This window comes from Streptomyces sp. H39-S7, assembly GCF_027158205.1.
Lineage (GTDB): Bacteria > Actinomycetota > Actinomycetes > Streptomycetales > Streptomycetaceae > Actinacidiphila.
The window spans coordinates 80,920-105,804 of record NZ_JAPVLU010000024.1 but is presented as its reverse complement, the minus strand read 5'-3'; the positions used below and the strand labels follow the sequence as shown (position 1 = coordinate 105,804).

The window sequence follows — 24,885 nt, the reverse complement described above, 5'->3', positions numbered from 1 at the left end:
GGCCGTTCACGGAGAGCGGCTACCTGTCTGGTGCCCGTCGGGTCGTTCGCCGTTGCGGGTGGGTGTTACGCGCAGGTGACCTTGAGTGCGGTGTCTGCTGCGCACATGAGGGTGGTAGTGCCGTTGTTGGGGTCGCTGGCATAGGGGTTGGCGCCAGTGCGGGTGATCGTGAGGGGGTGGGCCGTGCCGGGCGTCATGGTGCCGACGGTGAAGGAGATGAGGGGGGTGATCTTGTCGGTTCCGGCGGGAATGGCGCCGGTGTCGCAGGTGAGCGTCCGGCTCGTCGTGTTGATCGTGCACGAGGAGGGGGCGGTGGGGTTGGTGAAGACGGGCGGGTAGGCGAGTTGGTAGGTGACGTTGGTGGCGTCGCTCGCGCCGAGGTTGAACACATCGGGTGTCACGGTGATGTTGCCGCCGCCCGCGATTGCGGTTGAGGTGGTCAGGACGGGCAGCGGATTGGTGGCCGGTGCCGGCGGCGAGAGCGCGGAGGCGGGCCCCTGTCCGCGGGCGGTGACCGCGGTGACCTGGACGCTGGCGTGCCCGCCTTCGATCTGCGGGATACGGTCGGCGGGGATCGGCATCGAGGTGGCGGTGCCGGGGGCGGTGCCCAGGACCGTTTCGGAGCCGGCCGGGTCGCCGGGGTTGTTCACGACGGTGACCACGTACTCCTCGATGGCGCTGCCGCCGTCGGCGGGCGCCGTCCAGGTCACGGTCGAGCCGTCCGGACTGATCGCCGGCGCGTGCGGGGCCGCGGGCAGACTCGCCCCGTGGTGGTGCGCAGCCTGGGCGGTGACGGACGGGCAGGTGGCCGTGCCGGCGGTGGTGGCGTTGATCAGGTCGGTGTAGTTGGTCCCGGGGTGGGTTGGCGGGGTGTAGAGGCCGGTCGGGCTGACGGTGCCCAGGGAGCCGGCCGCCATCGACCATGTGACGGCTTGTGCGGGGTCGCAGGCAGCAGGCCAGGTGACGGCATACTGCTTGGTCGCCGCTGCGGCGGCGGTCAGGGACTTCGATGCGGTCCGCGGGCCGGTCGCGGCGGCCGGCGCCGCGCTGGACAGGGACGGTATCGGGAACGCCCCGGCGCTCTGGTAGAGGGGGAAGGTGGTGTTGTAGACGACGCCTCCGAACGAGAACGACGTCAGTTTGAAGTCCAGGAGGAAGAACACCGACACTTTCAGTGGCGCGGTCACCTTCAGCCAGGGCGTGGCGGCGGTGTCCGCGGTGATTTCGATGGAGGGCGTGACCTCCAGCTCGGGTCCGGCGACGTCGTAGATGAGGATCTTCAGTGACACGGGGAACGCGAACGTGACCGTCGCCGCGGCGTTCAGGTCGTAATTGAACGCCGTGACGGGGTTTTTGGTCAGGTCGGTCTTGTGCGTGTTCCCGCTGCTGTCGCGGTGGACCTTGCCGCCCATGGTCCGCTCGTACGTGGCGTTGAAGGTGAACTTGATCGAGCCGTCGATCGAGGTCTGGGTGTAGATCGTCAGCGAGGGGCAGAACGCGATCGCGTAGACGATCACGCAGCCCGTACCCGCCGGCTTGAGAGTCAGCAGCGGCTCGCGCTGCGTCTCGTGCTTGTAGGCGATGCCCAGTTCGCCGGTGATCGATGCCTTCGCGGTCGCGGTGGCGGAGAAGTCGTAGGTGAAGGTCTTGGTGGAGTACCACGAGCCGTTCGGGTCGTCCTGGAAGCTGGCGTTGGCTTCCCAGTTGGTGGTCAGGCTCAGCGCGGCGGTCAGTTTGGCGGTGATCGTGGCGTTGCCCAGACGTTCCTTCATCTTGGGGTCGTCGTTGAGCTTCTGGGCCAGATCGAGGGTGAAGGTCTTGTTGGCGATGGGGATCGCCACCTGGGGTGCCATCGTGGCCTGGAAGTTCGGGTTGAGCATCTGGATCCGGTAGCCCTGGGCGCCCGAGGTCGCCTGGTTGCCGTGGGCGGTGAAGTCCAGGGCCCGGAAGGCTTGTTGCAGCGCGGCCTGACTGGTGGTGAGGGTGACCGTGCCGCCCGTAGTGCTCTTGCTGTCCACGACGCGCAGCAGGCCGGAGTGGGCCAGCGGATTGGTGCTCTCGCCGACAGCGATGATGTTCTTCACCGCCAGGTTCGTGACCTGGGCGGGCGGGTTGGTGAACACCACGGTGGTGTCGGTGACGCGGGTGATGGTCGCGATGGACGCGGCGGACAGGAACACGGTGCCCGCCGCCAGGGTCGGGTGGGGTGCGGCCGTGACCGGGGTGCTGGTGGCGCTGAGCTGTCCGTTGTGCTGGGTCCCGGTGACCGTGATCTTGTACTCGACGTCCGGGGCCAGACCGGTCAGCGTTGTGCGGGTGGTGGTGGCCGGCACGGTCGCCACGACGGGCGCCTGGCCGGGCGCGACGGCGTCCACGATGTAGTTGGTGATGGTGTGCCCGCCGTTGTCGAACGGCGCGTCCCAGCTCACCTGCAGGGAGGTCGGGTCGGGCTGGGCGCCGTCGGCGCCGGGCGGGGGTGGCCCGGCGGAGACGTCCTGCGGGGCGCTGGAGGTGTAGGCGGGCCGGGCGGCGACGGTACCGTTCGCCTCGGCGCCCACGGTCTGGCTGTCGGACGTGCCGGCCGGCGAGGTGCCGGCAGCATTCGTCGCGGTGACCGTCACCGAGTAGTACTTGCCGTTGACCAGACCGGTCAGGGTGGTGTGGATGGCGTTTCCGGCCACGCTCGCGGTCACACTGGCCCCGGGGCCGTTCGGTGTCGCGGTGACCGTGTAGGACGTCACAGGCGAGCCGTTGGGGTGGGCCGGGTTCCAGACCACGAGCATTTTCGTGTCCCGCCCCAGGACAGTCGCAAGGGTGGGGGCCAGTGGCGGCTTCGGGGTCTGCGGGCCGCCGATGAACGGGGTCGAGACGCCGGAGAGCGCGCCGCCCGCTGTGGTTTCGGTGGCCTCGAACGCATAGTTGGCATCGTTGGTCAGGCCCTGGATCTTCACCACGGGCGGGTTGGCCGGGTCGGGATTGAGCACGTGCCCGTTGGCGATCGGCGCGCCGGTGGGGTCCCCGTTGTCGTCGAGCGCGTACGCGTGGACGTCGACGCGTGCGACCGGTTCCTGGGCGGTGTCGCCCATGGTGACGGTGACATGCACCGTGCCGGTGGTGAACGGCTGTACCGAGTCGATCATTGGCGCCTGCAGGGCCTGCGCCACCGAGCCTGACCGCTGTGGCGCGGCGTCAGCCACGCTCACCGAGCCGGTGCCTAACCCCAGCACCACCACTACGGCTAGAGCCGTACTGCCCCACGCTCGCCTGCCGCGGGTTCTCCTGGAAAGCCACATGCTCACGCCTCTCCGCACGCGGGCACACAGAATCCCGCGTGCTCACGTCACGGATGAACGGCGGTGGGTAGAAGTGATCGGCTCCGCCCGCACGCGCAACACGCATGAACAGAACCTGACCCGCCGCAGGGAACGTAGCAATCCCTTCGGTCGAACATATGTGAAGAGCAAAATATGCTTAGGGGATACGCCATGCCCTGCCTAAACCGCGCAAAAAGGCGTAGGAAAATCGAAATGCCTGCCATGTGGCGATGTGTGCGACCCCGTTGTCGAGGTGCGTCACCACAGTCACGCTCCGGGCCGAAGCGGCTGGTACCCGCCCATCCCGGCTCAGCCGGTTGGGCCGGCCGGGGGAAGCCGTTCCGTCCAATGGCCCCACAGCGGCCCCGTCAGGGCTGCCCTCACATGCGTCCGGTACTTGCCTGATCCTCGCCTGCCGGGCAGCGGCCGGACGGGCCGGAGCAGTGGTGTTGCCGGCGATCGCCGCGTACACCTGCGCCGACGCTACCGGCTGTGGGGCTGGGCCGGCTTCTGGGACCCGGCTTCGGGAGGCGCGGAACGCGGCAGGTGGCCGCGACGGCTCATCGACCAGGCGGTGCCGCCGGCAGGGAGGCAGCGCCCGGTTGACCTCCGTCTTCGAGGCCGACCACGGCAGAGCGGCGACCCTCCAGGTGGTGGCACGACCGTAACTCCCTGCCGGTCGGTACGGCCGCATCCCCCCGCATCAGGGCTCCACCGAAGGGAGTTGCTGTGACAGACGAAGAGGTCCTTCTCGGGATCGCACTGACCCTGGCCCTTGCCACCGGCTCGCAGATCCTGGCGAGTAAACTTCGTGTGCCCGCCCTGATCATCCTGCTGCCGGCGGGGTTCGCTGCCGGCGCGATGACCGAGGTCGTCCACCCCGACAAACTGATGGGGCCGAGCTTCTCCGCCCTGGTGTCGATGTCCGTCTCAGTGATCCTCTACGACGCCGGCCTCGGACTCAACCTGCGCAAACTCACCGGCCGCACACGGTGGATCGTGGGGAGACTCCTCCTGCTCGGCGTGCTGGTCACGTTCCTGGCGACCGCTGCCGTAGCACCCGCGCTGTTCGACATGCCGCTCCGGGAGGCGTCGATGCTCGGAGTGATCCTCGTCGTCTCCGGCCCCACCGTCGTGGGTCCGATTCTCGACTTCGTCCGCCCCACCGACAAGGTGCGCCGCATCCTCATCTGGGAAGGGACCCTGACCGATCCGATCGGCGCCATTCTGGGAGCGCTGGTCTTCCACGCGATCGCCACCACGCACCAGATCGACATCGGCCGCGGCTACCAACTCGGCCAGTTCGCGCTCAGCATGGCCGTGGGACTGGTCGGTGGAGCGGTGGGGACGGGGCTGCTGTGGCTGACGCTGCGCACGCTCCGGCTGGGCGAGACACTCGGAACGCTGGCTCAGTTGGCCACCGTGATCGTCGTGTCCGCGTGCTGCGACATCGTCCGGGACGACACAGGGCTCATCGCGGCCATCGTCACCGGGCTCGCCGTCACCAACATCGGTAAATTCGACATGCCCGCGCGGCGCCCCTTCTTCGAGGCGCTGGCCCAACTGATCATCGGGCTGCTCTTCGTCTCGATCTCCGCCACGATCACGCCGGCCTCCCTCGTGCCCGTACTCCTTCCCAGCCTGGCCCTCATCGCCATCCTCGTCCTCGTGGTACGCCCCCTCGTCGCGTACGTGTCGACTGCACGCTCCGGGCTGGCCGCAGGTGAGCGGGCCTTCGTCGGATGGATGGCCCCCCGCGGTATCGTCGCGGCCGCCACGGCAACGGCGTTCTCGGCGAACCTCGTCAATCGAGGAGTCGGCGGGGCCGCCAAGATCCTTCCCGTCACGTTTCTCGTGATCGTCAGCACCGTCGTTGTGTACGCTCTGAGCGCCGCGCCGGTCGCCAGAGTGCTGCGCCGACGTGGCCGGCGAGAAGGCGGACCGCTCGGGTCTGGCCGTGCTGGTCGACCCGGAGACCGTGCTCAAGGACGGCCCCGCAGACGTGGTGCTGGACGCGAGCAAGGCACACCTGCTGCGGACCGAGGCGCCGCAGCGCACCGAGGACCGCCAGCGCAAGGTCGACTTCAACGTCCCCTACAAGGGCTTCGACCCGTACACGGACTACCGCAGCGCGTACGTGCTGCCGCCGAACTACGACGACGTCTACGTCGCGCCGACGAAGCCGATGCAGCAGGGCGAGTTCATCCTGACCACCCGCTGGCGCAAGGGCGAGCCACAGCTCAGCCTGAGCGCGTTGGGCGGCCGACTCGACTTCGGCACACTGGTGCAGTCGGGCAGCGCCCTGGGCACCGCCACGGTGTCCTGGGTGGCCTTCGACCGCGCTGTTCGGATCGCCCACGACGACGGCCGCCCCGCGGCCCGCGGTCGCTGGGTGGACGCGCGTGACGAGATCTACGCGCAGGTACTCAGCCGGGGATGGGACCCGAAGAAGCAGGCCTTCGTGCAGCATTACGGCGACGACGTGCTCGACTCGTCGCTGCTGCGGATGCCGACGGTCGGCTTCATCACGCCGGATGATCCGATGTGGAAGTCCACCTTGGACGCGATGGATCGTGAGCTGGTCAGTGACAGCCTGGTCTACCGCTACAACCCCGAGGCGTCACCCGACGGGCTGCGCGGCTCCGAGGGAACCTTCTCCCTGTGTACGTTCATGTACGTCGACGCCCTGGCACGGGCGGGGCACATCGACCGGGCCAGGCTCGTCCTGGAGAAGATGCTCACCTACGCCAACCACCTGGGCCTGTACTCCGAGGAGATCGGCCTGACGGGGCGGCAGTTGGGGAATTTCCCGCAGGCTTTCACGCACTTGGCCCTGATCGACGCCGCGATCACCTTGGACGCGAGGCTCAATGGGGCGCCCGGGGACGGGACGTAGCCGTCGAGCGGGCCGTCTCCGCGTCCGGCGGACCACCACGGGCGGTCAGGCCGGCCCGCCGGTCCGGAAGCGGGCGATGGCGGCCTGGACCGAGCCGATGATCGCGTCGGTTCCGGCGCCGGCGTCGACGGTGAGTCCGGGCTCATCGTCCTGCAGCGGTTCCAGCGCCCCGTACTGGGAGTCCAGGAGGCGGGCCTTCATGAAATGCCCGGTCCGGTGGGCGATCCGGGCGTGGGCGGTCTCCTCGTCAAGGGCCAGGTAGAGGAACCAGACACCCGGACCGGCCGCACGGAGCACGTCCCGGTACTTCCGCTTGAGGGCCGAGCAGGTGACAACCGCCCCCCGGTGAGCGTGGGAGGTGTCCCGGATCGAGCGGGCGATGCTCCGCAGCCACGGCTCGCGGTCCCCATCGTCGAGTGCCTGCCCCGCGGTCATCTTGGCGATGTTCGCCGCGGGGTGGAAGTCATCGCCTTCCACGAGGGGCACATCGAGACGCTGGGCGAGCAGCCGCCCCATGGTGGACTTGCCCGACGCGGAGACACCCATGACCACGACGATCGCCGGTGCTGGTCCGGAATTCACCACAGTGCCCCTCGCCGGTCTGGACAACCCCTCGCGGAGATCATGCAACCGCGGGCCGCCGGTAGGAGAGTGCGGGCGCCGTGGGCCGGAGAGACACACCCGGATGGCTCCTCGACGGTGCTTGCGGACAGCCGAGCGGTGGCCCCTGCGCCCGCCTCACATTGGGCCGTCGGGGCGATCTCGGTGAGTCCATCGGGCGAGCCGCGCGCGCCGCCCGGTCAGGACGGGACTCGACCGGGAAGTGTTCCCCACTGAAGCCGGATTCGCGGCCGACGACGGGAGACAGCAGTGACCTCAGCTGTGGACGAGGGCCGGCGGGCGGTGCCGCAGATCCTCCGTGGACAGAAGGCGCTGGTGACGGGGGCGAACTCCGGCATCGGCAAGGCGACCGCGATCGGTCTGGGGCGAGCCGGTGCCGACGTCGTCGTCAACTACGTCTTCGGCAAGGAGGCGGCCGAGGAAGTGGTCGAGGAGATCAAGTCCTTCGGGGTACGGGCGTACGCGCACGAGACCGACGTCTCCCAGGAGGACCAGGTCGTCGCGATGGTCGCACGCATGGTCGAGGAGTTCGGCACGATCGACATCATGGTGGCCAATGCCGGGCTGCAGCGGGACGCCGCGATCACCGAGATGAGCGTTGCCCAGTGGCAGAAGGTGCTGGACGTCAACCTCACCGGCCAGTTCCTGTGCGCCCGGGAGGCCGCCAAGGAATTCATCCGCCGTGGTGTCGTCCCTGAGGTGTCCCGCTCGGCCGGGAAGATCGTCTGCATGAGTTCGGTCCACCAGATCATCCCCTGGTCGGGCCACGTGAACTACGCCTCGTCCAAGGGCGGCGTCCTGATGATGATGCAGACCCTGGCACAGGAGCTCGCCCCGAAGGGGATCAGGGTGAACGCCGTGGCGCCCGGCGCCATCCGCACCCCCATCAACCGCAGCGCCTGGGATACGCCCGAGGCCGAGGCCGACCTCCTGCGGCTGGTCCCGTACCGCCGGGTCGGCGACCCGGAGGACATCGCCAACGCGGTGACCGTCCTTGCCTCCGACCTGCTGGACTACGTCGTCGGCACCACGCTGTACGTCGACGGCGGGATGACCCTCTTCCCCGGGTTCGCCACCGGAGGCTGATCACACGGTGGAAGACCATGTGACACCCCGAAGGGTGGTCATCCTGGGTGGCGGTTTCGCCGGTCTCTTCGCTGTCCGGGCCCTGCGCAGCGCCCCGGTAGCGGTCACCCTGGTCGACAGCCGTGCCCACCACCTGTTCCAGCCCCTGCTGTACCAGTGCGCCTCCGGCATCCTCTCCGAGGGACAGATCGCCCAGCCGCTGCGGGCCGTCCTGCGCCGCCATCCCCAGGTGCGGTGCCTCCTGGCGACGGCCACCGACGTGGACGTCGCCGGGCGGGTGGTCCACGCGGAGCGGCCGGACGGCGGCATGCTCGAGTTGCCGTACGACGATCTCATCGTGGGGGTCGGCGTGCGGCAGTCCTACTTCGGGCACGACGAGTTCGCGCCGTACGCCCCTGGCATGAAGACGCTCGCGGATGCGTTGGCCGTGCGGACCAAGCTCTACCAGGCGTTCGAGATGGCCGAGGCGAGCACGGATCCGCAGGAGCGCGCGCAGTGGCTCACCTTCGCCCTGGTAGGCGGTGGCCCCACCGGGGTCGAACTGGCCGGGCAGATCCGGGAGATCGCCGCCCACACGCTCGACCGGGAATTCTCCACCGCCGACCCCGGCCGGGCGCGCGTCCTGATCTTCGACGGATCGGACGGGTTGCTCGGCGCCTTCGGGCCTGCGCTGTCGCGCCGGACCGCCCGTACCCTCGACGCCCTCGGCGTCGAGGTCCACCTGGGGTCGATCGTCACCGATGTGGACGACCGGGGCCTGACGGTGCGCCGCAAGGACGGCGGCACGGATCGGGTGGAGGCGCGCACGGTGCTGTGGACGGCAGGGGTCGAGGCGCCTCCGCTGGCGACGGCGCTGGCCCGGGCGACCGGCGCCGAGCAGGACAGAGCGGGGCGCATCCGGGTCGAGCCCGATCTCACCATCGCCGGCCATCCGGAGATCCGGGTCGTCGGCGACCTGATGAGCCTGGACAGGCTGCCCGGCCTCGCGGAGGTCGCGATGCAGAGCGGCGCCTACGCCGGCCGCAGCATCCGCCACACCGTCGAAGGAAGGACCCGCAAGCCGCGACCGTTCCGCTACCTGGACCTCGGCAGCGCGGCGTACATCTCGCGCGGCAGAGCCGTGGTGAAGATGGGCCGCTTCCACGCCTCCGGATTCCTCGGCTGGCTGATCTGGCTGTTCATCCACATCGCCTTCCTCACCGGCTTTCGCAGCCGAGCCGGCGCCCTGCTCAGCTGGGCGGTGGTCTTCGCCACCGGATCGCGCCGCGAACGTGCCTTCGTCCCAGAGGCCCCGCACGGCGCCGCCGCCCGAGCCCTCCCCCCCGTCCGGTCCACCGGCTGACCCCGCTGTCAACCGGCCCGAGCCACCGAGGCCCGCATGAACACCGCAGCACACCTTCTGGCGACCACCCCTCCACAATTGCTGCCGGCCCGGGAACTGATGGCGTTCACCCTGGCCTCCCACATCCTGCTGGTGCCGCTGGGGGTGGCACTGCCGTTCATCACGCTGGTGATGCATTACCGGGGACTGCGCAAGGCCGATCCGGTCGCGATGCTGCTGGCCCGCCGCTGGTCCGCGGTGATGGCCGTCCAGTTCGCCGTCGGCATCGTCACCGGTACGGTGCTGTCCTTCGAGTTCGGACTGCTGTGGCCGGGCATGATGGGCCGCTGGGGCGACGTCTTCGGCATCGGGTTCGGCGTGGAGGCCTGGGCGTTCTTCCTCGAGGCGATCCTGATCGCGATCTACCTCTACGGGTGGCGCAGGCTGAAGCCGTGGACGCACTTCTGGCTCGGTGTGCCGCTGCCGCTCGCGGCGTTGCTGGGAGCCTTCGGCATCATCGCCGCGAATTCCTGGATGAACACTCCCCAGGGCTTCACGCTCGATCCGAGTGGCAGGCCCGTGAACGTCAGCGTCCGGCAGGCCATCTTCACGCCGATGTTCGGCCCGGAGTACTGGCACTTCGTGGTGGCGATGTTCCTGACCGCGGGATACGTCGTCGCCGGCATCTACGCGGTGGGCTGGCTGCGCGGCCGCCGGGACCGCTACCACCGCCTCGGGTTCACCGTCCCCTTCACGGCCGCCGCGATCCTCACACCGGTGCAGTTCATGCTGGGCGACTCCATCGCACGGTCGGTGTTCCACAAGCAGCCCGTCAAGTTCGCCGCTACCGAGATCGTCTGGAAAACCGACACCCACGTACCCGAGTACATGTTCGGCCGTCTGCAGGAGGACGGAAGCATCAAGGGCGGCCTGAAGATTCCCCAACTGGACTCCATTCTGGCCGGGTTCAGCCCGAAGACGCCGGTCACCGGATTGTCATCGGTACCCGCCGCCGACCGGCCCACCGCCACCCAGGCCACGATCGCGCACTGGGCCTTCGACATCATGGTCACCATCGGCAGCCTGCTGATCCTGCTCGCGCTCTGGTACGGCTGGTGCTGGCTGCGCCACCGCGACCTGCCCCGCTCCCGTTGGTTCTTCCGGTGCGCCGCCGTCTCCGGCGTGGCCTGCCTGCTGACCGTGGAGTGCGGCTGGATCACCACCGAGGTGGGCCGGCAGCCCTGGATCGTCTACCAGAACATGCGGGTCTCCGAAGCGGTGACGCCCACCGCCGCGTCCTCGCTGTGGACCATGTTCGGCATCGTCGTCACGGTCTACGTGCTCGTCTTCGGCGCGTTCCTCGGCGTGGTGCTGAAAATGCGCAGCCGCTGGCGGCTCGCCGACGCCGACTCCGCACGGGCGTCGGCCGAGGGCCCGGAGACCGACACTCCCTACGGACCGCGCCCTGAACTCGCCGCCACCGGGACGCGTTCCGGCACGTCGCCGACCGATCAGGGCACCGGCACGGCATTCGGGGGCGACCAGTGACCGCCACCGCCGTCGCCTGGATCCTGTTGCTGGTGATCGCCGCCTACGCCTGCGGCGGCGGCGTTGACTACGGCGCCGGGTTCTGGGACCTGCTGGCCGGCGGTGCCGACCGCGGCAAGCAACCGCGCCGGCTGATCGACCACGCCATGGCGCCCGTCTGGGAGGTCAACAACGTCTGGCTGATCTTCGTGTTCATCCTGATGTGGACCGGCTTCCCGGTGTTCTTCCAGACGGTGTTCACCGCGCTGTGGCTCCCGCTCGCGCTGGCGGCCGTCGGCATGGTCCTGCGCGGGGCCGGCTTCGCACTGCGCAAGCCCGCCCGGCGGCTGTCCGCCCGCCGGATCTACGGCGCCGTGTTCGCGGTCTCCTCGTTGCTCACCCCGTTCTTCCTCGGCGCCGCTGCCGGAGGGGTGGCGTCCGGGCGGGTCGCACCGGGTACCACCGCCTCCGCGGACGCCTGGTCCAACACCACCTCGATCATGGCAGGGCTGCTCACGGTCGCGGCCACCGCCTTCCTCGGCGCGGTCTTCCTCACCGTCGACGCCCGCCGCTTCGGGGCCGTCGAGCTGGTCGGCTACTTCCGGCTCCGCGCCTGGATCAGCGCCGCGGCCCTCCTGGCGCTCGGTGTGATCGGCCTGACCGTGACCGACCCGCACGCCTCCTACGTCCATCACGGTCTCACCCACGGGATCGGGCTCCTCCTGGTCCTTCTCGCCGTGGCAGCCGTGGCGGTCACCGCCCTGCTGGTCGCCGGTCCGGCCGCCGGGTGGGCCCGCTACACATCGGTGGCCACGGTGGCCCTGCTGGTCGCCGCCTGGGGCTTCGCCCAGCGGCCCTATCTGGTGCCCACCTCACTCACCGTCCAGCAGGGCGCGGGTGCGAGCGCGTCGCTGCAGTGGATGCTCATCATCGCGGCCGTCGCGCTGGTGCTGATCGGACCCGCGCTCGTCGTGCTGTACCGCCTCGACACCCACGGGGTGCTGGAACCTCTCGCCGATGAGGATGTCGCACGGTGACGGTTCCGCCGTCCCGACTGCGGCCGTTCACCGGTGCACGCGACGACGGCGACAGACGTCACCGAAGACCCTCCCAGGAGGATGTGTTGTGACACCGGATGAGGTGCTGGTCGGCGTCGGATTGATCGTGGTGCTGGCGGTCGGCTCGCAGCTGCTGGCGAGCCGGTTGCGGGTCCCGGCGCTCCTCATCCTGCTCCCGGTCGGCTTCGCCGCCGGCGCGCTCTCGGACGACGTCGACCCCGAACGGCTGCTGGGCCCCGCGTTCTCCCCGCTGGTCTCGCTCGCCGTAGCGGTGATCCTCTATGACGCCGGGCTGGGCCTCGACCTGAAGCGGCTGAGCGGTCACACACGGCGCGTCGTGGTCCGCCTCCTCTGGCTCGGCACGATCATCACCTGGGTGTCCGCCGCTCTGTGCGCGGTACCGGTGCTGAGTATGTCCATGAACGCGGCCATCATGCTGGGATCGATCCTGGTGGTCTCGGGGCCCACGGTGGTCGGGCCGCTGCTCAACTTCGTGCGCCCGACCGAGCGCCTGCAGCGCATCCTCGTTTGGGAGGGCTCCCTGATCGATCCGATCGGCGGCATCCTGGGCGCGTTCGTCTTCCACAGCGTCATCGCGAGGGCCGGCCAGAGCGGCTTCGGGAGCCAGTTGGGACAGTTCTGGGTCAGCGCGCTGGTGGGCCTGGCCGGCGGTGCGGTCGGGGCGGGCGCGCTCTGGCTGGTGATGCGGCACCTGCGGCTGACCGAGGTGCTCGGCACCACGGTCCAGTTCGCCGCGGTGGTCGGCGCGGCGGCAGCCTGTGACGCGGTCCGTGACGACACCGGCCTGATCGCCGCCGTGGTCATGGGAATGGCCCTCGCCAACGCGCGGGGCCTCGACATCCCGGCTCGCCGGCCCTTCTTCGAAACCCTGGTCTCACTGATCATCGGGCTGCTGTTCGTCTCCATCTCCGCCACCGTCACCCCGCAGTCACTGCGCCATGTGGTCCTGCCGGCGCTCGCCCTGGTGGCCATCCTGGTCCTCGTGGTCAGACCGCTGGTGGCGCACATCGCGACCGCGGGGACCGATATCCCGCCCGGGGAACGGTGGTTCGTCGGCTGGATGGCCCCGCGCGGTATCGTCGCCGCGGCCACCGCCTCCACGTTCTCCGTCACCCTGGTCCAGAAAGGCGTCGACGGCGCCGATCGGATCCTGCCGGCCACCTTCGTCGTCATCGTCGCCACCGTCATGCTTTACGGCCTGACCGCGCTCCCGGTCGCCCGGCGGCTGGGGGCGCTGCGCCCCGCACGGTCGCGACCGCTGCTCGTGGGTGGTGATCTGTGGGCGGTCGACCTGGGGCGCGCCCTGAACGCGGCGGGCCTGGACGTGCTGATGTGGGCCGGCGCCCATGACCAGCGCGCCCGGATCGAGGAGGCCGGGCTCGAACTGGCGCCCGGCGAGCTGCTCGCGGCGGCCACCGGCGCCGGCGCCGAGCTGGAAGGCATCACCAGCGTGCTGCTGCTCACCGAGGAGGACGACTTCAACGCGCTCGCGACGATGAACCTCCAGGAGAGGGTGGAAGGCCCCGTCCACCGTCTCGGACCCCTCGCCGGTGGCCACGGTGTGGTGGCGCCGTACACCGGGGGTGATGCGCTCTTCAGCGCCGGGCTGACGCGGCCGGAGCTGGTCCGCCGGTACGCGGCCGGCTCCCGGATCGTGACGCACCACGGCGACGGGGCGGTCCCCGCGGGACACGAGATGCTGTTCGTGGTGCGCCCGGACGGGCAGCTCGCACCGGTCACCGAGGCCGGTGCCCCGACGGCGCGCCCCGGAGATGTCAGCGTGCTGCTGACTCCGACGCCGGGGCTCTGAGCGCCTCGGGCCGGCCAAGGTGCCCGGACGGGTCGTCCGGGCGCCGGCTCAGCCCAGCCGCTCCGTGATGTGGTCGCCGACCCGCAGGGCGTTGGCGATGGCGGTCAGGGAGGGATTCACGGCGCCGATGCTCGGGAAGAAGCTCGTGTCCACGACATACAGGTTGTCGAGGTCGTGGGCCTTGCAGTTGGTGTCGAGCGCCGAGGTCCGGGAGTCCGATCCGAAACGGACGGTGCCCGCCTGGTGCGCGGTGGCACCGATCGGCATCCCCTTGTGCAGGTAGAGGCTGTGCGGCAGCAGGTGGTGCGGATGCATGCCCAGGTGCCCCAGCATGCCGCGCAGCTTGTGCTGCAGGCGCTTGAGTCCCTCGACGTTGTTCTTCTCGTCCAGGGCGAGGTGGATACGGCTGTCGCCGTCCAGGGTCACGCGGTTCTCCGGCTGCGGGAGGTCCTCCCCGCACAGCCAGAAGTCCACGGCGTGATGGGCCAGTACCTCGAAGGGCATGTCCGGAGAAGCCATCCCGGCCCAGCGCGGCGCCTCGCCGCGGATCTGGTCGGAGTCGGACTTGCCCAGCATCTGGATACCACCGAGCGGATAGTCCCAGTCGTCCGAGCCCAGGTACCAGTCGTTGAGCGCGAGTGTCTTCTGGAACTGGGTGTCGTTCGGCTCCTTGGACACCGCCATCAGCGCCTCGTTGTTGTGGCGCATGTAGTGGCGGCCGACCACGTCGGAGGCGTTGGCGAGCCCGTTCGGGTGCTGCTCGTTCGCCGAACGCAGCAGCAGTGCGGCGGAGTTCACCGCCCCGCAGGCGACCACGACGATGTCGGAGCTGAAGTGGGCGGCCGATCCGTCCTCCAGTTCGGCCACCACTGTGCTGATGCTGCGCCCAGCGGGGTCGGTCTCGAGCCGGCGAATGTTGGCGCCGGTGAGCAGGGTCACGTTGGGGTGCTCGAGGGCGGGGTCGACGCAGATCACCTGCGCGTCCGCCTTGCCCCGTACCAGACAGGGGAAGCCGTCCACCCGGTTGCAGCGGATGCACACACTGTCGTTGGTCGCGCGACCGTGCTCGTCCTGGGTGAGGTTCACGCCGATGGGCAGGTGGAACGGGTGCAGGCCCTTCTTCTCCAGGTCGTCGCTGAGTTGTTGGATCCGCGGCTCGTGCCGCACCGGCGGGTAGGCGTACTGGGCGCTGACCTCGCCCTCGCCGGGGTCCTCACCGTGCCGGCCGTGCACGAGGTAGAGGTGCTCCGCCTGCGTGTAGTAGGGCTCCAGGTCCTCGTAACGGATGGGCCACGCCGGGGAGATGCCGCCGTGATGACGCAGCTCGCCGAAGTCCTCGGGGCGCAGGCGGAACAGCGCGGCTCCGTAGAACTTGGTGTTGCCCCCGACGTAGTAGTTGACCTCGGGTGGGAACGTGTCGCCGTGCTTGTCGTACCAGAACTCCGGGGCCCGGTACTTGCCCTTGACGAAGACCGCTGTGGACTCCCAGTTGTCCCGTTCCCGGGGAAGGTAGCCGCCGCGTTCCAGGAGCAGGATGCGCTTGCCGGTGGGAGCGAGCCGGTGGGCGAGGGTGCCGCCGCCCGCTCCGGTGCCGATGATGATGACGTCATAGTGTTCGTTGTCAGCCATGTCGACCACCTCGGGGTCAGGGATCCCTGGAGCGGGTGCGTGCCCGGCCGATTGCCGGTCAGAGAATCGCGATGGGGTTGACGGGTGAGCCGGTGGCCGCCGGCAGCCGCAGGGGTGCGACCACGCAGAGGAACGACCAGCGGCCCTCCTGTTCGCAGAGCGGCACCAGGTCCTCGAACTGGAGGTAGTCGAGGAGGTGCAGACCGAGGGCGTGGATGCCCAGGACGTGCACCGGGAAGTCCACGCCGTCCGTGGGGCTCGGGGCGGTGTCGTTGTTGCTGTCGCTGCCCAGGGCCGCAACTCGGCGTTCGGCGAGGAACTCCATCGCGGTCGGGTGCAGTCCGGCCCGGGTGCGCGCGGCGTCCCACGGTCCCGTCTCGTTGCGCCGCCGGCGGTGGCCGACCCGCACGAGGAGCAGATCCCCCTCCCCGACCCGGACCTGCTGGGAGCGTTCGGCGGCGACCAGGTCGTCGGCGCTGACATGATCGCCCGGCTCGAGCCAGGGCACCTCGCGAACCCGCGGGATGTCGAGCAGCACACCCCGGCCGACGATTCCGTTTCTGGCCAGTTCGACGGAGAGGGCCGTGGCGCCGTCGGCGGTGACGGTGGCCGCGGGGACTCCGCCGTACAGGGTGCCGTCGTAGACGACGTGGCACAGCGCGTCGAGATGACTGTCGGCGTCGCCGTGCACATCCATGCTGAAGTGGTCGGTGGCGAAGTGGAGTCCCGTGGCGTCGGCGGCCGCCTCGGGCAGGCTGGTCAGCCGGTGACCGGCCGGCCGCGGATTGTCGGGCGCGGGCCGGGTCTCCACCGGCGAGGCGAGCGTAACGGTACGGCCCGAGCGGACCTCCGCCGTGGCAGCGCGGACCCTGTCGGGCGTGAGGGTGTCCAGGGCGCCCCGCGCGCCGCCCGCGGCCTGCCCGCGCAGCCGTTCATACAGGGCCTCGAACTCATCGGGGCGCTGGCGTGGCTGGCGCCCGGGCCGGGTCTGGTCACCCATCCGCATCGCTCCTCGCGTCGTCTCAGTCGCGCTGCCGGTCGAGGGCATCGTCCAGGGTGCAGGCCGCCGTGATGAGCGAGAGATGGGTGAACGCCTGCGGGAAGTTGCCCAGCTGCTCGCCGCTCGGCCCGACCTCCTCGGCGAAGAGGCCGACGTGGTTGGCGTAGGTGTGCATCTTCTCGAACGTGTACCGAGCGGGGCCGAGACGTCCCGCCCGGGCCAGCGCGTCCACGTAGAGGAACGTACAGAGGCTGAAGGTGCCCTCGGAGCCGCGCAGACCGTCGGGAGAGGCGGCAGGGTCGTACCGGTAGACCAGGCTGTCGGAGACCAGCGTGCGGTCCATGGCGTCCAGGGTGGAGAGCCAGGACGGGTCCTTGGGCGCGACGAAACCGACTCGGGGCATCAGCAGCAGCGAGGCATCCAGGACCGCTTCCCCGCCGTAGTGCTGGACGTAGGCCTGCTCCTTCTCGCTCCAGCCGCGCTCCATGACCTGTTCCAGGATGGCGTCGCGGGCCTTCGTCCAGCGCTGGGTGTCGGCAGGCCGGCTGAACTCAGTGGCGAGCTTCAGACCGCGGTCGAACGCCGCCCAGCACATCACCCGGCTGTAGGTGAAGTCCTGGCGCCCGCCGCGAGTCTCCCAGATGCCCTCATCGGGCCGGTCCCACGAGTCCGCCAACCAGTTCAGGGTCTCGGACAGGATCTTCCACCCTCGATAGCCGGACTGAACGGCGACCTCACGTCCCTCCGACAGGCCGTAGAGCGCCTCGCCGTAGATGTCCAGCTGCAACTGGTCGGAGGCCGCGTTGCCCAGCCGGACCGGGGCCGACCCCATGTACCCCTCAAGGTGGTCGAGGGTCTCCTCGGTCAACAGCGGCGTCCCATCGACCCGGTACATGATCTGAAGGCGCTCGCCGTCCTTTCCCGCCGAGTCCCGCAGCCGGTCGCCGAGCCAGCGGGTGAAGTCCGTGGCCTCCTCGACGAAACCGAGGTCGAGCAGGGCACGAATGGAGAGTGAGCCGTCACGGACCCAGGTGTAGCGGTAGTCCCAGTTGCGTTCGCCGCCGACCTGTTCTGGCAGGCCCATGGTGGCGGCGGCGACCGGGGCTCCGGTGGGGGCGTAGGTGAGCAGCTTGAGGGTGATCGCGGAGCGGTTGACCATGTTGGGCCAGCGGCCGCGATAGTTGGACCCCTGCACCCACTTCTGCCAGAACTCTGCGACTTCCCAGAGCTGTTGGGTGACACCATCGACGGTGGGCGTCGGCGGGAGCTGCCCGTCGGCGTCGCAGACGGTGAACACGGCCACGGCCTGCTGGCCGACCTTCAGGGTGATCGAGCCGCGCACGTCGTCGCCGTCCCGCTCCAGCGGGAAGCTGCTCTGGAGGTACGCGGTGACACCCGGTGCCCGGAAGGTGGCGGCGGTCGCGGACCCGAGGTCGAGCTCATGGGTGGCCCGGGCATAGTCGAACCGTGGCCGGCACTCCATGTCGAACCGGACCGTACCCCGTACCGTGCGAACGGCCCGGACCAGGGTGTGGCGGTCACTCGGGGTGCGGCTGCGGTTCGGCGGCATCCAGTCGATCACCTCGCCGACGCCGTCCGGGGACATGAAGCGGGTCACCAGGACGGCGGTGTCGGGGTAGTACAGCTGCTTGCACGAGGCTTCCGGATTGCTGGACGTCATTCGGAAGTATCCGCCGCGGTCGTGGTCGAGCAGCGCGGCGAAGATGCTGGGCGAGTCGAACCGGGGGGCGGCGAACCAGTCGACGACTCCCCGCGAGGAGACCAGTGCGGCGGTCTGCAGATCGCCCACCAGACCGTGATCGGCTATGGGGGGGTAGCGGTCCATGAGAATCCAATCTCCGACATATCACTACCCGGTCCACTATCCGTCACGCCCCACATACGCGCCTCTGGGGGCACCGTCACCGTGTCCCACCTGCTCCGATGTCCCGTAAGTGCCCAGGGATCGTGCTGCGTGAGTCATCTCCGATCGCGCCGATGTCGGAGATATCCGCGATGATCGGAGATGAGTGCACACGGGAGGTATTCGATGACCGAACAGCCCGACGCGACGATACGGCCCGGACCTCAGGCCACGCCCGCGGAACGAGCGGCCCGCGGCAAGGCGGCCCGTCGTGATGTGCCCCGTTCGAGTCATGCCGAGTTCACACCGCCGGCGACGCGACCCGATCCGCTGGGCATCCTCGAGGGTCAGTCGGCAACCCGAGTGCCCGAGCTCCTGCCGATCCGCTACGGCCGGATGACCGAGTCACCCTTCCGTTTCTACCGCGGTGCTGCCGCGATCATGGCTGCCGATCTCGCCACCACTCCGAACTCGGGAATCAGAGCCCAACTGTGCGGAGACGCACACCTGTTGAACTTCCGCCTGCTCGCTTCCCCGGAACGCAGCCTGCTGTTCGACATCAACGACTTCGACGAGACGCTGCCCGGCCCCTGGGAGTGGGACGTCAAACGACTGGCTGCCAGCCTCGTCATCGCCGGTCGGGCCAACGGCTTCACGGACGCCGAGCGCGCCGACATCGTGCGGGCGACCGTACGGTCCTACCGCGAGTCGATGACCAGGTTCGCGAGTATGGGCCATCTCGACGTGTGGTACGCGAGGATCGACGCGGACCGTCTGCAGGAAGTGGCGGCCGAGCAGTTGGCGAAGCGCGGCCGTAAGGGCGTGGCCCGGGCCCTGGCGAAGGCCAGGACCAAGGACAGCCTGCAGGCCTTCGGGAAACTCACCGAGCTGGTGGACGGACAGACCCGGATCGCCGCCGATCCTCCTCTCATCGTGCCGCTCACCGACCTGCTCCCCGACGCCGAACGCAGTTCCCTGGTGGAGCAGTTCCATGAACTGATCGGGCGCTACGGCCGAAGCCTCGCGTCGGATCGGCGCTCGCTGCTCGCGGGCTTCCGCCTGGTGGATGTGGCCCGCAAGGTGGTCGGCGTCGGCAGCGTCGGCACCCGCTGCTGGATCTTCCTGCTGCGCGGCCGGGACGGCGATGACCCGCTGTTCCTCCAGGCCAAGGAGGCCGACACCTCGGTGCTCGCCCCGTTCGTGGGCGCGAGTGAGTACGAGAACCAGGGCGAGCGGGTGGTCGCCGGGCAGCGGTTGATGCAAGCCGCGAGTGACATCTTCCTCGGCTGGGAGCGGGTGGACGGGATCGACGGGCGCCGACGCGACTTCTACATCCGTCAGCTCCGTGACTGGAAGGGCATCGCCCAGCCGGAACTGATGGTGCCGCGGGGCATGAGGGCGTTCGGTGAAGTCTGTGGCACCACCTTGGCCCGCGCCCACGCGAGGTCCGGCGACCGGATCGCCATCGCCGGATACCTGGGGCGCGGCGAATCGTTCGACCGTGCGCTGACGACGTTCGCCGAGAAGTACGCCGATCAGAACGAGCAGGACCACCAGGCGCTGGTGGACGCGGTCAGAGACGGCCGGATCACCGCAGCGGAGACGGAAACAGACTCTTCCTGAGCGCGATGGCGCGGCTGTGGCGGGGGAGCGGACACGCGCCGTCCGCGGAGCGCCATGGCGGAATGCTGGGCCATCGGAATGAGAGCCCGACCACCGTCGCCCGGTCGGCACCGGCACACCCGGGAGCACCGTCGCCCCGTGATATCACGGGCTGGAGACCTCGTGTGCCCGGGTGCCAGCGCTGAGAGACGGTGATCATGTCGGCCGACGGTGTCGGACAGCCAGGGGCGGCCCCCAAGGACCCTTTCGCGCTGGTCCGGGGGCGTGGGTACCCCGTCCTTCTGGTGGTGGCCGCGGTGCTCGGCGTTCCGATCTCGGCGGCGGCGTTCGGCTACCTCGCCCTGGTCTCCGGACTCCAGTCGCTGACCTACACGGACCTGCCCAAAGCGCTGGGCTTCCACGGGACGCCGTCCTGGTGGCCGGTGCCGCTCCTCACCCTGGCGGGGCTCCTGGTCGGCCTGACCATCCGCTACCTGCCGGGCGGCGGCGGCCACAAGCCGGCCGAAGGGCTCGTGGCCGGAGGGCCGGTCCCGGTCATCCATCTGCCCGGCATCGCGCTGGCAAGCATCGCCTCGCTGGTTCTCGGCGTCGTCCTCGGCCCCGAGGCGCCGCTGATCGCGCTGGGCAGCGGGGTGGCCGTCGGCGCGGTCCGCCTCGTCAGGAAGGACTTCCCGCCGGAGGCGACCGAAGTGGTCGGGGCCGCCGGGAGCTTTGCCGCCATCAGCACGCTGCTGGGGTCCCCGCTGATCGGAGCATTCCTCCTGATGGAGGCGTCCGGCCTCGGTGGGGCGATGCTCGGCATGGTGCTGGTTCCGGGACTGCTCGCGGCCGGAGTCGGTTCGCTCATCTTCACGGGCCTGGGCTCGTGGACGGGCCTGGGCACGTACTCGCTGGCCCTGCAGCAGGTGCCGCACGCCCACCGGCCGGACATCGCCGGGTTCGGCTGGGCCATCGTGGTCGGGGTGGCGGCGGCCGTCGTCGCCACGGGGATCCACCGGCTCGCGCTGTTCCTGCAAGCACGGGTCGAGCCGCGGCGAGTGGTGGCCACCGTGCTGGCGGGCACGGTGGTCGGCGTCATCGCGCTGGTCTACGCCGAGGGGACGGGCAAGGCGGCATCCGGGCTGCTGTACTCCGGGCAGAGCGCGCTGAACCCCCTGCTCGCGGCGAGCGCCGGGTACTCGGCGGGCACCCTCCTGGTCCTCGTGCTCTGCAAGGCGCTCGCGTACAGCGTCTCCCTGAGCAGCTTCCGGGGCGGCCCCATCTTCCCCGCGATGTTCGTGGGCGCGACGGGCGGGCTCGCCCTCGCCCATCTGCCGGGCCTGGACGTGACATCGGGGTTCGCGATGGGTGTCGGCGCGATGTGCGTGGCCATGCTGAAACTCCCGATGACCTCGGTACTGCTGGCCACTCTGCTGCTGGGAAGGGAGGGCCTGACCGTGATGCCGCTGGTCATCGTCGCGGTCGTCGTGTCGTACGTCATCTCGCTCAGACTCGCCCCGGTGCCCGCCGACGATCCGGCGGACGCATCCAGCGCCCACCCGTAGCCCAGAACCCCTTCCGGCGACCGCGGCGCGGACGCCGGAACCCGACTCCGAACCGGAGGCCTTACGTGTCCGAGAGCCCGAGCGGGCAGCAGATCCTCCTGCGCCACGGTGAGCAGACCGCTGTCGTCGTGGAACTGGGCGGTGCGCTGCGCGACTACTCGGTCGACGGCCACCCGGTGCTGGACGGCTCCTCGGCCGAGGAGCACATCACCGGAGGCCGTGGTCAGCTCCTCGTGCCCTGGCCGAACCGCATCGGCGCGGGCCGGTATCGCTGGAAGGACCAGGATCTCCAACTCCCGCTGACCGAGCCGGAGAAGGGGAACGCCATTCACGGGCTGCTGCGCTGGACGTCCTGGCAGGTGATCGAACGCGAGGAGCACCGGGCACTTCTGGGCGCCACCCTGTGGCCGCAGCCCGGCTACCCGTTCCACCTCGACGTCCGAGTGGGGTACGTGCTCGGGGCGGAGGGACTGACGGTGACCGTGGTCGCCCGCAACCTCGGTGCGGACACAGCACCCTACGGCGTCGGCCAGCACCCCTACCTGACCGTGGGCACCGAGGTGGTGGACGACGCGGTGCTCCTTGTCCCGGCCCGGAGATGGCTCCCGCTCGACGATGCCGGCATGCCCCTCGCGGCCGAGGATGTCACCGGTACGCCGTTCGACTTCCGCACGGCCAAGGCAGTCGGCGGGCAGCGACTGGATACGGCCTTCGCCGAACTGGAATGGGATTCCTCCGGCCGGGCCGTCGTACGTCTCGCGCACCCTTCGGGTTCGCACGGCACCGACCTGTGGCTCGGCGAGGGCACCGAATACGTGCAGGTGTATACCGGCGACACCCTGCCTGAGCGGCGGCGCCGGGGCATCGCGGTCGAGCCGATGTCCTGCCCGCCGAACGCGTTCCGAAGCCGCAACGGTCTGGTGGAGCTCGAACCAGGCGCCCTGCACACGTTCCGATGGGGCCTGCAGGCGTGGCGTCAGCGGGACTGACGCCACGTCGAGGAAGTCCGATACGCGGCGGGCTGGGTACCGGCGCCTGCACCGCCGACCCGGCGTCAGCCTGAGCTGCCACCGCGAACCGCGCCCACGCCCGCCGGGCCCGTGACGGTCAGTCGTGGTCGGCGGCGAAGGGTCCCTGGTCGACGAAGCGGCGCAGAAGGCGGGCGAAGGTTGCGGCGTCGCCCTGCGGCCAGGTGGCGAGCGAGTCCTCGATGGCGTCCGCGAGTCGCTGCCGGGTGACGGCCACGATGGCGTGGCCGTCGTCGGTGAGGGTGAGCAGGGTGGCGCGGCTGTCGTCCGGGTCCGGGTGGCGCGCGAGGAGGCCGGACCGCTCCAGGCGGTCGGCGCGCCGGCTGACGGTGGTGCGGTCCAGTCCGACCTCGCGGCCGAGGTCGGCGGCGCTGCGCGGGCCGGTGCGGGCCAGGCCGCTGAGGACCGGGTAGGTGAGGTCGTCAACCGCCTCCTCCAGGCCCTCGGTGAGGTGGGCGTGGAGGCGGGTGCGGGTGCTGCGCAGCAGGAGCATCCCGAGGGTGCGGGCGATGTCGTCGCCGGTCGTGTTGGTCACTCCTCCAGATTAGCGTGCGCGAAGCACGCTTTCCCTGTACAGTCATAAGCGTGCTTTAGGCACGCATATCTGGTGCTCGCTGTGCGGGCAGTCATCACCACACCGGGGGAGATCCCATGAACCGCACCGACATCCGCGCCGCCCTCACCGACCTGCTCCTCACCCCGGGCCTGGACCTGGACGAGGCCGCCGAGCGGCACTTCGCCCCCGACTACCGCCAGCGCACCGACGGCAGCTGGGTGGATCGCACCGAGTTCCTCGCCCATATCGCCCACCTGCGCACGGTCGTGGCCGGCGGCTCGGTCGCCGTCCACGACGAACTCGCGGACGGCGACCGGTACGCCGACCGCCACACCATGGAGGTCGTCAAGACGGACGGCTCCACGGTCCGCATGGAGGTCTACGTGTTCGGCGAGTTCGCGCCCGACGGCCGCTTCCGCCGGATCGAGGAGACCACCTTGCTGCTCGAAGGCTCCGAGGCCGACCGCGGCCTCGGCAGTGCCCGCTGAACCCCTCGCGCCGACCCCCGGCGTCGGAAGGCTCCAAGGCCGACCGCAACGCCGCCGCGCCTGTCCGGCCCCGCTCGATCCCACACCTCCGAGGAGACTGCCATGAAGCAACTGCTGTTCCCGAACAACACCCAGTTCTGGTACGAGACCCTGCGCTCGATGAGCCACATCGCCTACGGCGGCGCCGATTTCGGCGAGGTCGTCTCCACGAGCGAGCGCATCGTCGAGGGTGACTACGACAGCTGGCACCAGGAATGGATCGCCACGGCCGACCGGGTGGCCGACGAGGCGCAGAAGGCTCTGGACGCCGGTCACCCGGTCAGCGCCCGGGACGGGTTCCTGCGGGCCTCGAACTACTACCGGTCGTCCGAGTTCTTCCTGCACGGCAACCCCTGCGACCCACGCCACGACCACGCCTACGACCGCAGCATCGCCTGCTTCCGGGCAGCCGCCGCGCTCTACACCCCGCACATCGAACCGGTCCGCATCCCCTACGAGGGCACCACGCTGCCCGGGTACCTCTACCGGGCCGACACCACCGGCACCCCCCGGCCGACCCTGATCATGCACAGCGGCTTCGACGGCACCGCCGAGGAACTCCACTTCAGCGGGGCACTGGCGGCCGTGGAGCGCGGATACACCGTGCTGACCTTCGACGGCCCCGGACAGCCCGGCCCGCGCCACCACCAGGGGATGGTCTTCCGCCCCGACTGGGAGAGCGTCATCGCCCCCGTCGTCGACTTCGCCGAAACCCTCCCCGAGGTCGACAACAGCCGTATCGCGTTGTTCGGCTCCAGCATGGGCGGCGTGCTCGCCCCCAGGGCGGCGGCCTTCGAACACCGCCTGGCCGCACTGATAGCCGTCGACGGCGTCTACGACCTCGGCCAGATTTCCGTCCGCAACATCCCCGGTGACCGCGACGCCGCCGAACGGCTGCTGCGCGCGGAATCCGCCCCCGAACTCGACGCCGGCTTCGAGCAGATCATGGCCCAGGACGCAACCGCCCGCTGGGCGATCAACCACGGCATGTACGTCATGGGCGTGGACACCCCCCGGGCCTTCAGCGCCTCCTACCTCGACTACACCCTCCACAACGGCATCGCCGAACAGATCCGGTGTCCCACCCTGGTCTGCGACGCGGCCGAGGACGAGTTCTTCAAAGGCCAGCCCGAGCAGCTCTACGACCACCTGACCTGCCCCAGAACGCTCATGGTGTTCACCGCCGAGGAAGGCGCCGGAGCGCACTGCCACCCCGGCGCGATGCGCCTTTCCCTCGCCCGCATCTACGACTGGCTCGACGACACCCTCACGACTGGCCGCAGGTGACGGACTGGCGCCGGAATAAGCCATTCGTCATGACGCGGCGTGTAAGCGCACATGCTTTCCTCGGCGGCAACTCAAGGTTCGCTCAATAGGACGGAGTCCGTGCTCACGCGGGCTCCGCACGGCATGCTGACGAGTTGACGGCAGTTCCCCGCGCCGAGGACGTCACGTCATGG

At 69.8% G+C, this 24,885-nt stretch carries 16 protein-coding genes and 2 pseudogenes; 12 read left to right on the top strand and 6 right to left on the bottom strand.

The window, feature by feature from the left end; all coding sequences use genetic code 11:
• Positions 1-65 precede the first annotated feature (65 nt).
• The gene (locus O3X23_RS23580; protein ID WP_269273491.1) at positions 66-3,140 is read right to left on the bottom strand and encodes a fibronectin type III domain-containing protein; all 3,075 of its coding nucleotides are present in this window, start codon (positions 3,138-3,140) and stop codon (positions 66-68) included.
• 903 nt (positions 3,141-4,043) lie between these two features.
• On the opposite strand from O3X23_RS23580, the pseudogene O3X23_RS23575 reads away from it, so the two are divergent.
• Positions 4,044-5,159, top strand: a pseudogene (locus O3X23_RS23575) (cation:proton antiporter domain-containing protein); the annotation flags it as partial.
• Between the two features lie 412 nt (positions 5,160-5,571).
• Positions 5,572-6,210 (top strand): annotated as a pseudogene (locus tag O3X23_RS23570) (glycoside hydrolase family 15 protein); the annotation flags it as partial.
• 45 nt (positions 6,211-6,255) lie between these two features.
• Here the strand turns inward: O3X23_RS23570 and O3X23_RS23565 are convergent.
• Positions 6,256-6,792: a gluconokinase gene (locus tag O3X23_RS23565; protein ID WP_269273490.1), complete on the bottom strand. Its 537-nt coding sequence runs from the start codon at positions 6,790-6,792 to the stop codon at positions 6,256-6,258.
• A 288-nt stretch (positions 6,793-7,080) separates the two neighbouring features.
• Between O3X23_RS23565 and O3X23_RS23560 the strand changes: the two genes are divergently transcribed.
• The 5 genes from O3X23_RS23560 to O3X23_RS23540 all read left to right on the top strand — a co-directional run bounded on the left by O3X23_RS23560 (position 7,081) and on the right by O3X23_RS23540 (position 13,654).
• On the top strand, positions 7,081-7,917 hold the full coding sequence (locus O3X23_RS23560) for an SDR family oxidoreductase (RefSeq protein ID WP_269273489.1): 837 nt from the start codon (positions 7,081-7,083) through the stop codon (positions 7,915-7,917).
• 19 nt (positions 7,918-7,936) lie between these two features.
• Positions 7,937-9,259, top strand: a complete 1,323-nt coding sequence (locus O3X23_RS23555) for an NAD(P)/FAD-dependent oxidoreductase (protein ID WP_269273488.1) — start codon at positions 7,937-7,939, stop codon at positions 9,257-9,259.
• 36 nt (positions 9,260-9,295) lie between these two features.
• Entirely contained in the window at positions 9,296-10,786 is a 1,491-nt protein-coding gene (locus O3X23_RS23550; protein ID WP_269273487.1) for a cytochrome ubiquinol oxidase subunit I, read from the top strand.
• Positions 10,783-11,802, top strand: a complete 1,020-nt coding sequence (locus O3X23_RS23545; RefSeq protein WP_269273486.1) for a cytochrome d ubiquinol oxidase subunit II — start codon at positions 10,783-10,785, stop codon at positions 11,800-11,802. The genes O3X23_RS23550 and O3X23_RS23545 overlap by 4 nt, the downstream gene beginning before the upstream one ends.
• An 88-nt stretch (positions 11,803-11,890) precedes the next feature.
• Entirely contained in the window at positions 11,891-13,654 is a 1,764-nt protein-coding gene (locus tag O3X23_RS23540) for a cation:proton antiporter (RefSeq protein ID WP_269273485.1), read from the top strand.
• Positions 13,655-13,702: 48 nt separating this feature from the next.
• On the opposite strand, the gene O3X23_RS23535 is transcribed toward O3X23_RS23540, so the two are convergent.
• The 3 genes from O3X23_RS23535 to O3X23_RS23525 are packed head-to-tail and all read right to left on the bottom strand — an operon-like array spanning position 13,703 to position 18,129.
• Complete coding sequence (locus tag O3X23_RS23535; RefSeq protein ID WP_269273484.1) at positions 13,703-15,283, bottom strand: GMC oxidoreductase; 1,581 nt, start codon at positions 15,281-15,283, stop codon at positions 13,703-13,705.
• Positions 15,284-15,341: 58 nt separating this feature from the next.
• Complete coding sequence (locus O3X23_RS23530) at positions 15,342-16,283, bottom strand: cyclase family protein (RefSeq protein WP_269273483.1); 942 nt, start codon at positions 16,281-16,283, stop codon at positions 15,342-15,344.
• Positions 16,284-16,305: 22 nt separating this feature from the next.
• Positions 16,306-18,129: a glycoside hydrolase family 15 protein gene (locus O3X23_RS23525; protein WP_269273482.1), complete on the bottom strand. Its 1,824-nt coding sequence runs from the start codon at positions 18,127-18,129 to the stop codon at positions 16,306-16,308.
• A gap of 204 nt (positions 18,130-18,333) precedes the next feature.
• On the opposite strand from O3X23_RS23525, the gene O3X23_RS23520 reads away from it, so the two are divergent.
• The 3 genes from O3X23_RS23520 to O3X23_RS23510 all read left to right on the top strand — a co-directional run bounded on the left by O3X23_RS23520 (position 18,334) and on the right by O3X23_RS23510 (position 22,303).
• Complete coding sequence (locus O3X23_RS23520) at positions 18,334-19,770, top strand: DUF2252 domain-containing protein (protein ID WP_269273481.1); 1,437 nt, start codon at positions 18,334-18,336, stop codon at positions 19,768-19,770.
• 197 nt (positions 19,771-19,967) lie between these two features.
• Positions 19,968-21,314 carry a chloride channel protein gene (locus tag O3X23_RS23515; RefSeq protein ID WP_269273480.1) on the top strand — a complete coding sequence of 449 codons (1,347 nt, stop codon included), beginning with the start codon at positions 19,968-19,970 and terminating at the stop codon, positions 21,312-21,314.
• Between the two features lie 65 nt (positions 21,315-21,379).
• The gene (locus O3X23_RS23510) at positions 21,380-22,303 is read left to right on the top strand and encodes an aldose 1-epimerase family protein (RefSeq protein WP_269273479.1); all 924 of its coding nucleotides are present in this window, start codon (positions 21,380-21,382) and stop codon (positions 22,301-22,303) included.
• Between the two features lie 118 nt (positions 22,304-22,421).
• Here the strand turns inward: O3X23_RS23510 and O3X23_RS23505 are convergent, their stop codons facing one another.
• Positions 22,422-22,877 (bottom strand): MarR family winged helix-turn-helix transcriptional regulator, encoded by a 456-nt coding sequence (locus O3X23_RS23505; RefSeq protein WP_269273478.1) that lies wholly within the window; start codon positions 22,875-22,877, stop codon positions 22,422-22,424.
• Between the two features lie 116 nt (positions 22,878-22,993).
• Here O3X23_RS23505 and O3X23_RS23500 point away from each other — a divergent pair, with 116 nt between their 5' ends.
• Together O3X23_RS23500 and O3X23_RS23495 are read left to right on the top strand one after the other, a co-directional pair.
• Positions 22,994-23,386, top strand: coding sequence for a nuclear transport factor 2 family protein (locus O3X23_RS23500; protein WP_269273477.1), 393 nt, complete (start codon positions 22,994-22,996; stop codon positions 23,384-23,386).
• A gap of 102 nt (positions 23,387-23,488) precedes the next feature.
• Complete coding sequence (locus O3X23_RS23495) at positions 23,489-24,712, top strand: alpha/beta hydrolase family protein (RefSeq protein WP_269273476.1); 1,224 nt, start codon at positions 23,489-23,491, stop codon at positions 24,710-24,712.
• Positions 24,713-24,885 lie beyond the last annotated feature (173 nt).

Bases quoted from the DNA above. Each gene is read 5' to 3' on its own strand.
- O3X23_RS23580 (WP_269273491.1), bottom strand. From the start codon at position 3,140: ATGATCGACTCGGTACAGCCGTTCACCACCGGCACGGTGCATGTCACC.
- O3X23_RS23550 (WP_269273487.1), top strand. From the start codon at position 9,296: ATGAACACCGCAGCACACCTTCTGGCGACCACCCCTCCACAATTGCTG.
- O3X23_RS23535 (WP_269273484.1), bottom strand. From the start codon at position 15,283: ATGGCTGACAACGAACACTATGACGTCATCATCATCGGCACCGGAGCG.
- O3X23_RS23530 (WP_269273483.1), bottom strand. From the start codon at position 16,283: ATGGGTGACCAGACCCGGCCCGGGCGCCAGCCACGCCAGCGCCCCGAT.
- O3X23_RS23525 (WP_269273482.1), bottom strand. From the start codon at position 18,129: ATGGACCGCTACCCCCCCATAGCCGATCACGGTCTGGTGGGCGATCTG.
- O3X23_RS23520 (WP_269273481.1), top strand. From the start codon at position 18,334: ATGACCGAACAGCCCGACGCGACGATACGGCCCGGACCTCAGGCCACG.
- O3X23_RS23515 (WP_269273480.1), top strand. From the start codon at position 19,968: ATGTCGGCCGACGGTGTCGGACAGCCAGGGGCGGCCCCCAAGGACCCT.
- O3X23_RS23500 (WP_269273477.1), top strand. From the start codon at position 22,994: ATGAACCGCACCGACATCCGCGCCGCCCTCACCGACCTGCTCCTCACC.
- O3X23_RS23495 (WP_269273476.1), top strand. From the start codon at position 23,489: ATGAAGCAACTGCTGTTCCCGAACAACACCCAGTTCTGGTACGAGACC.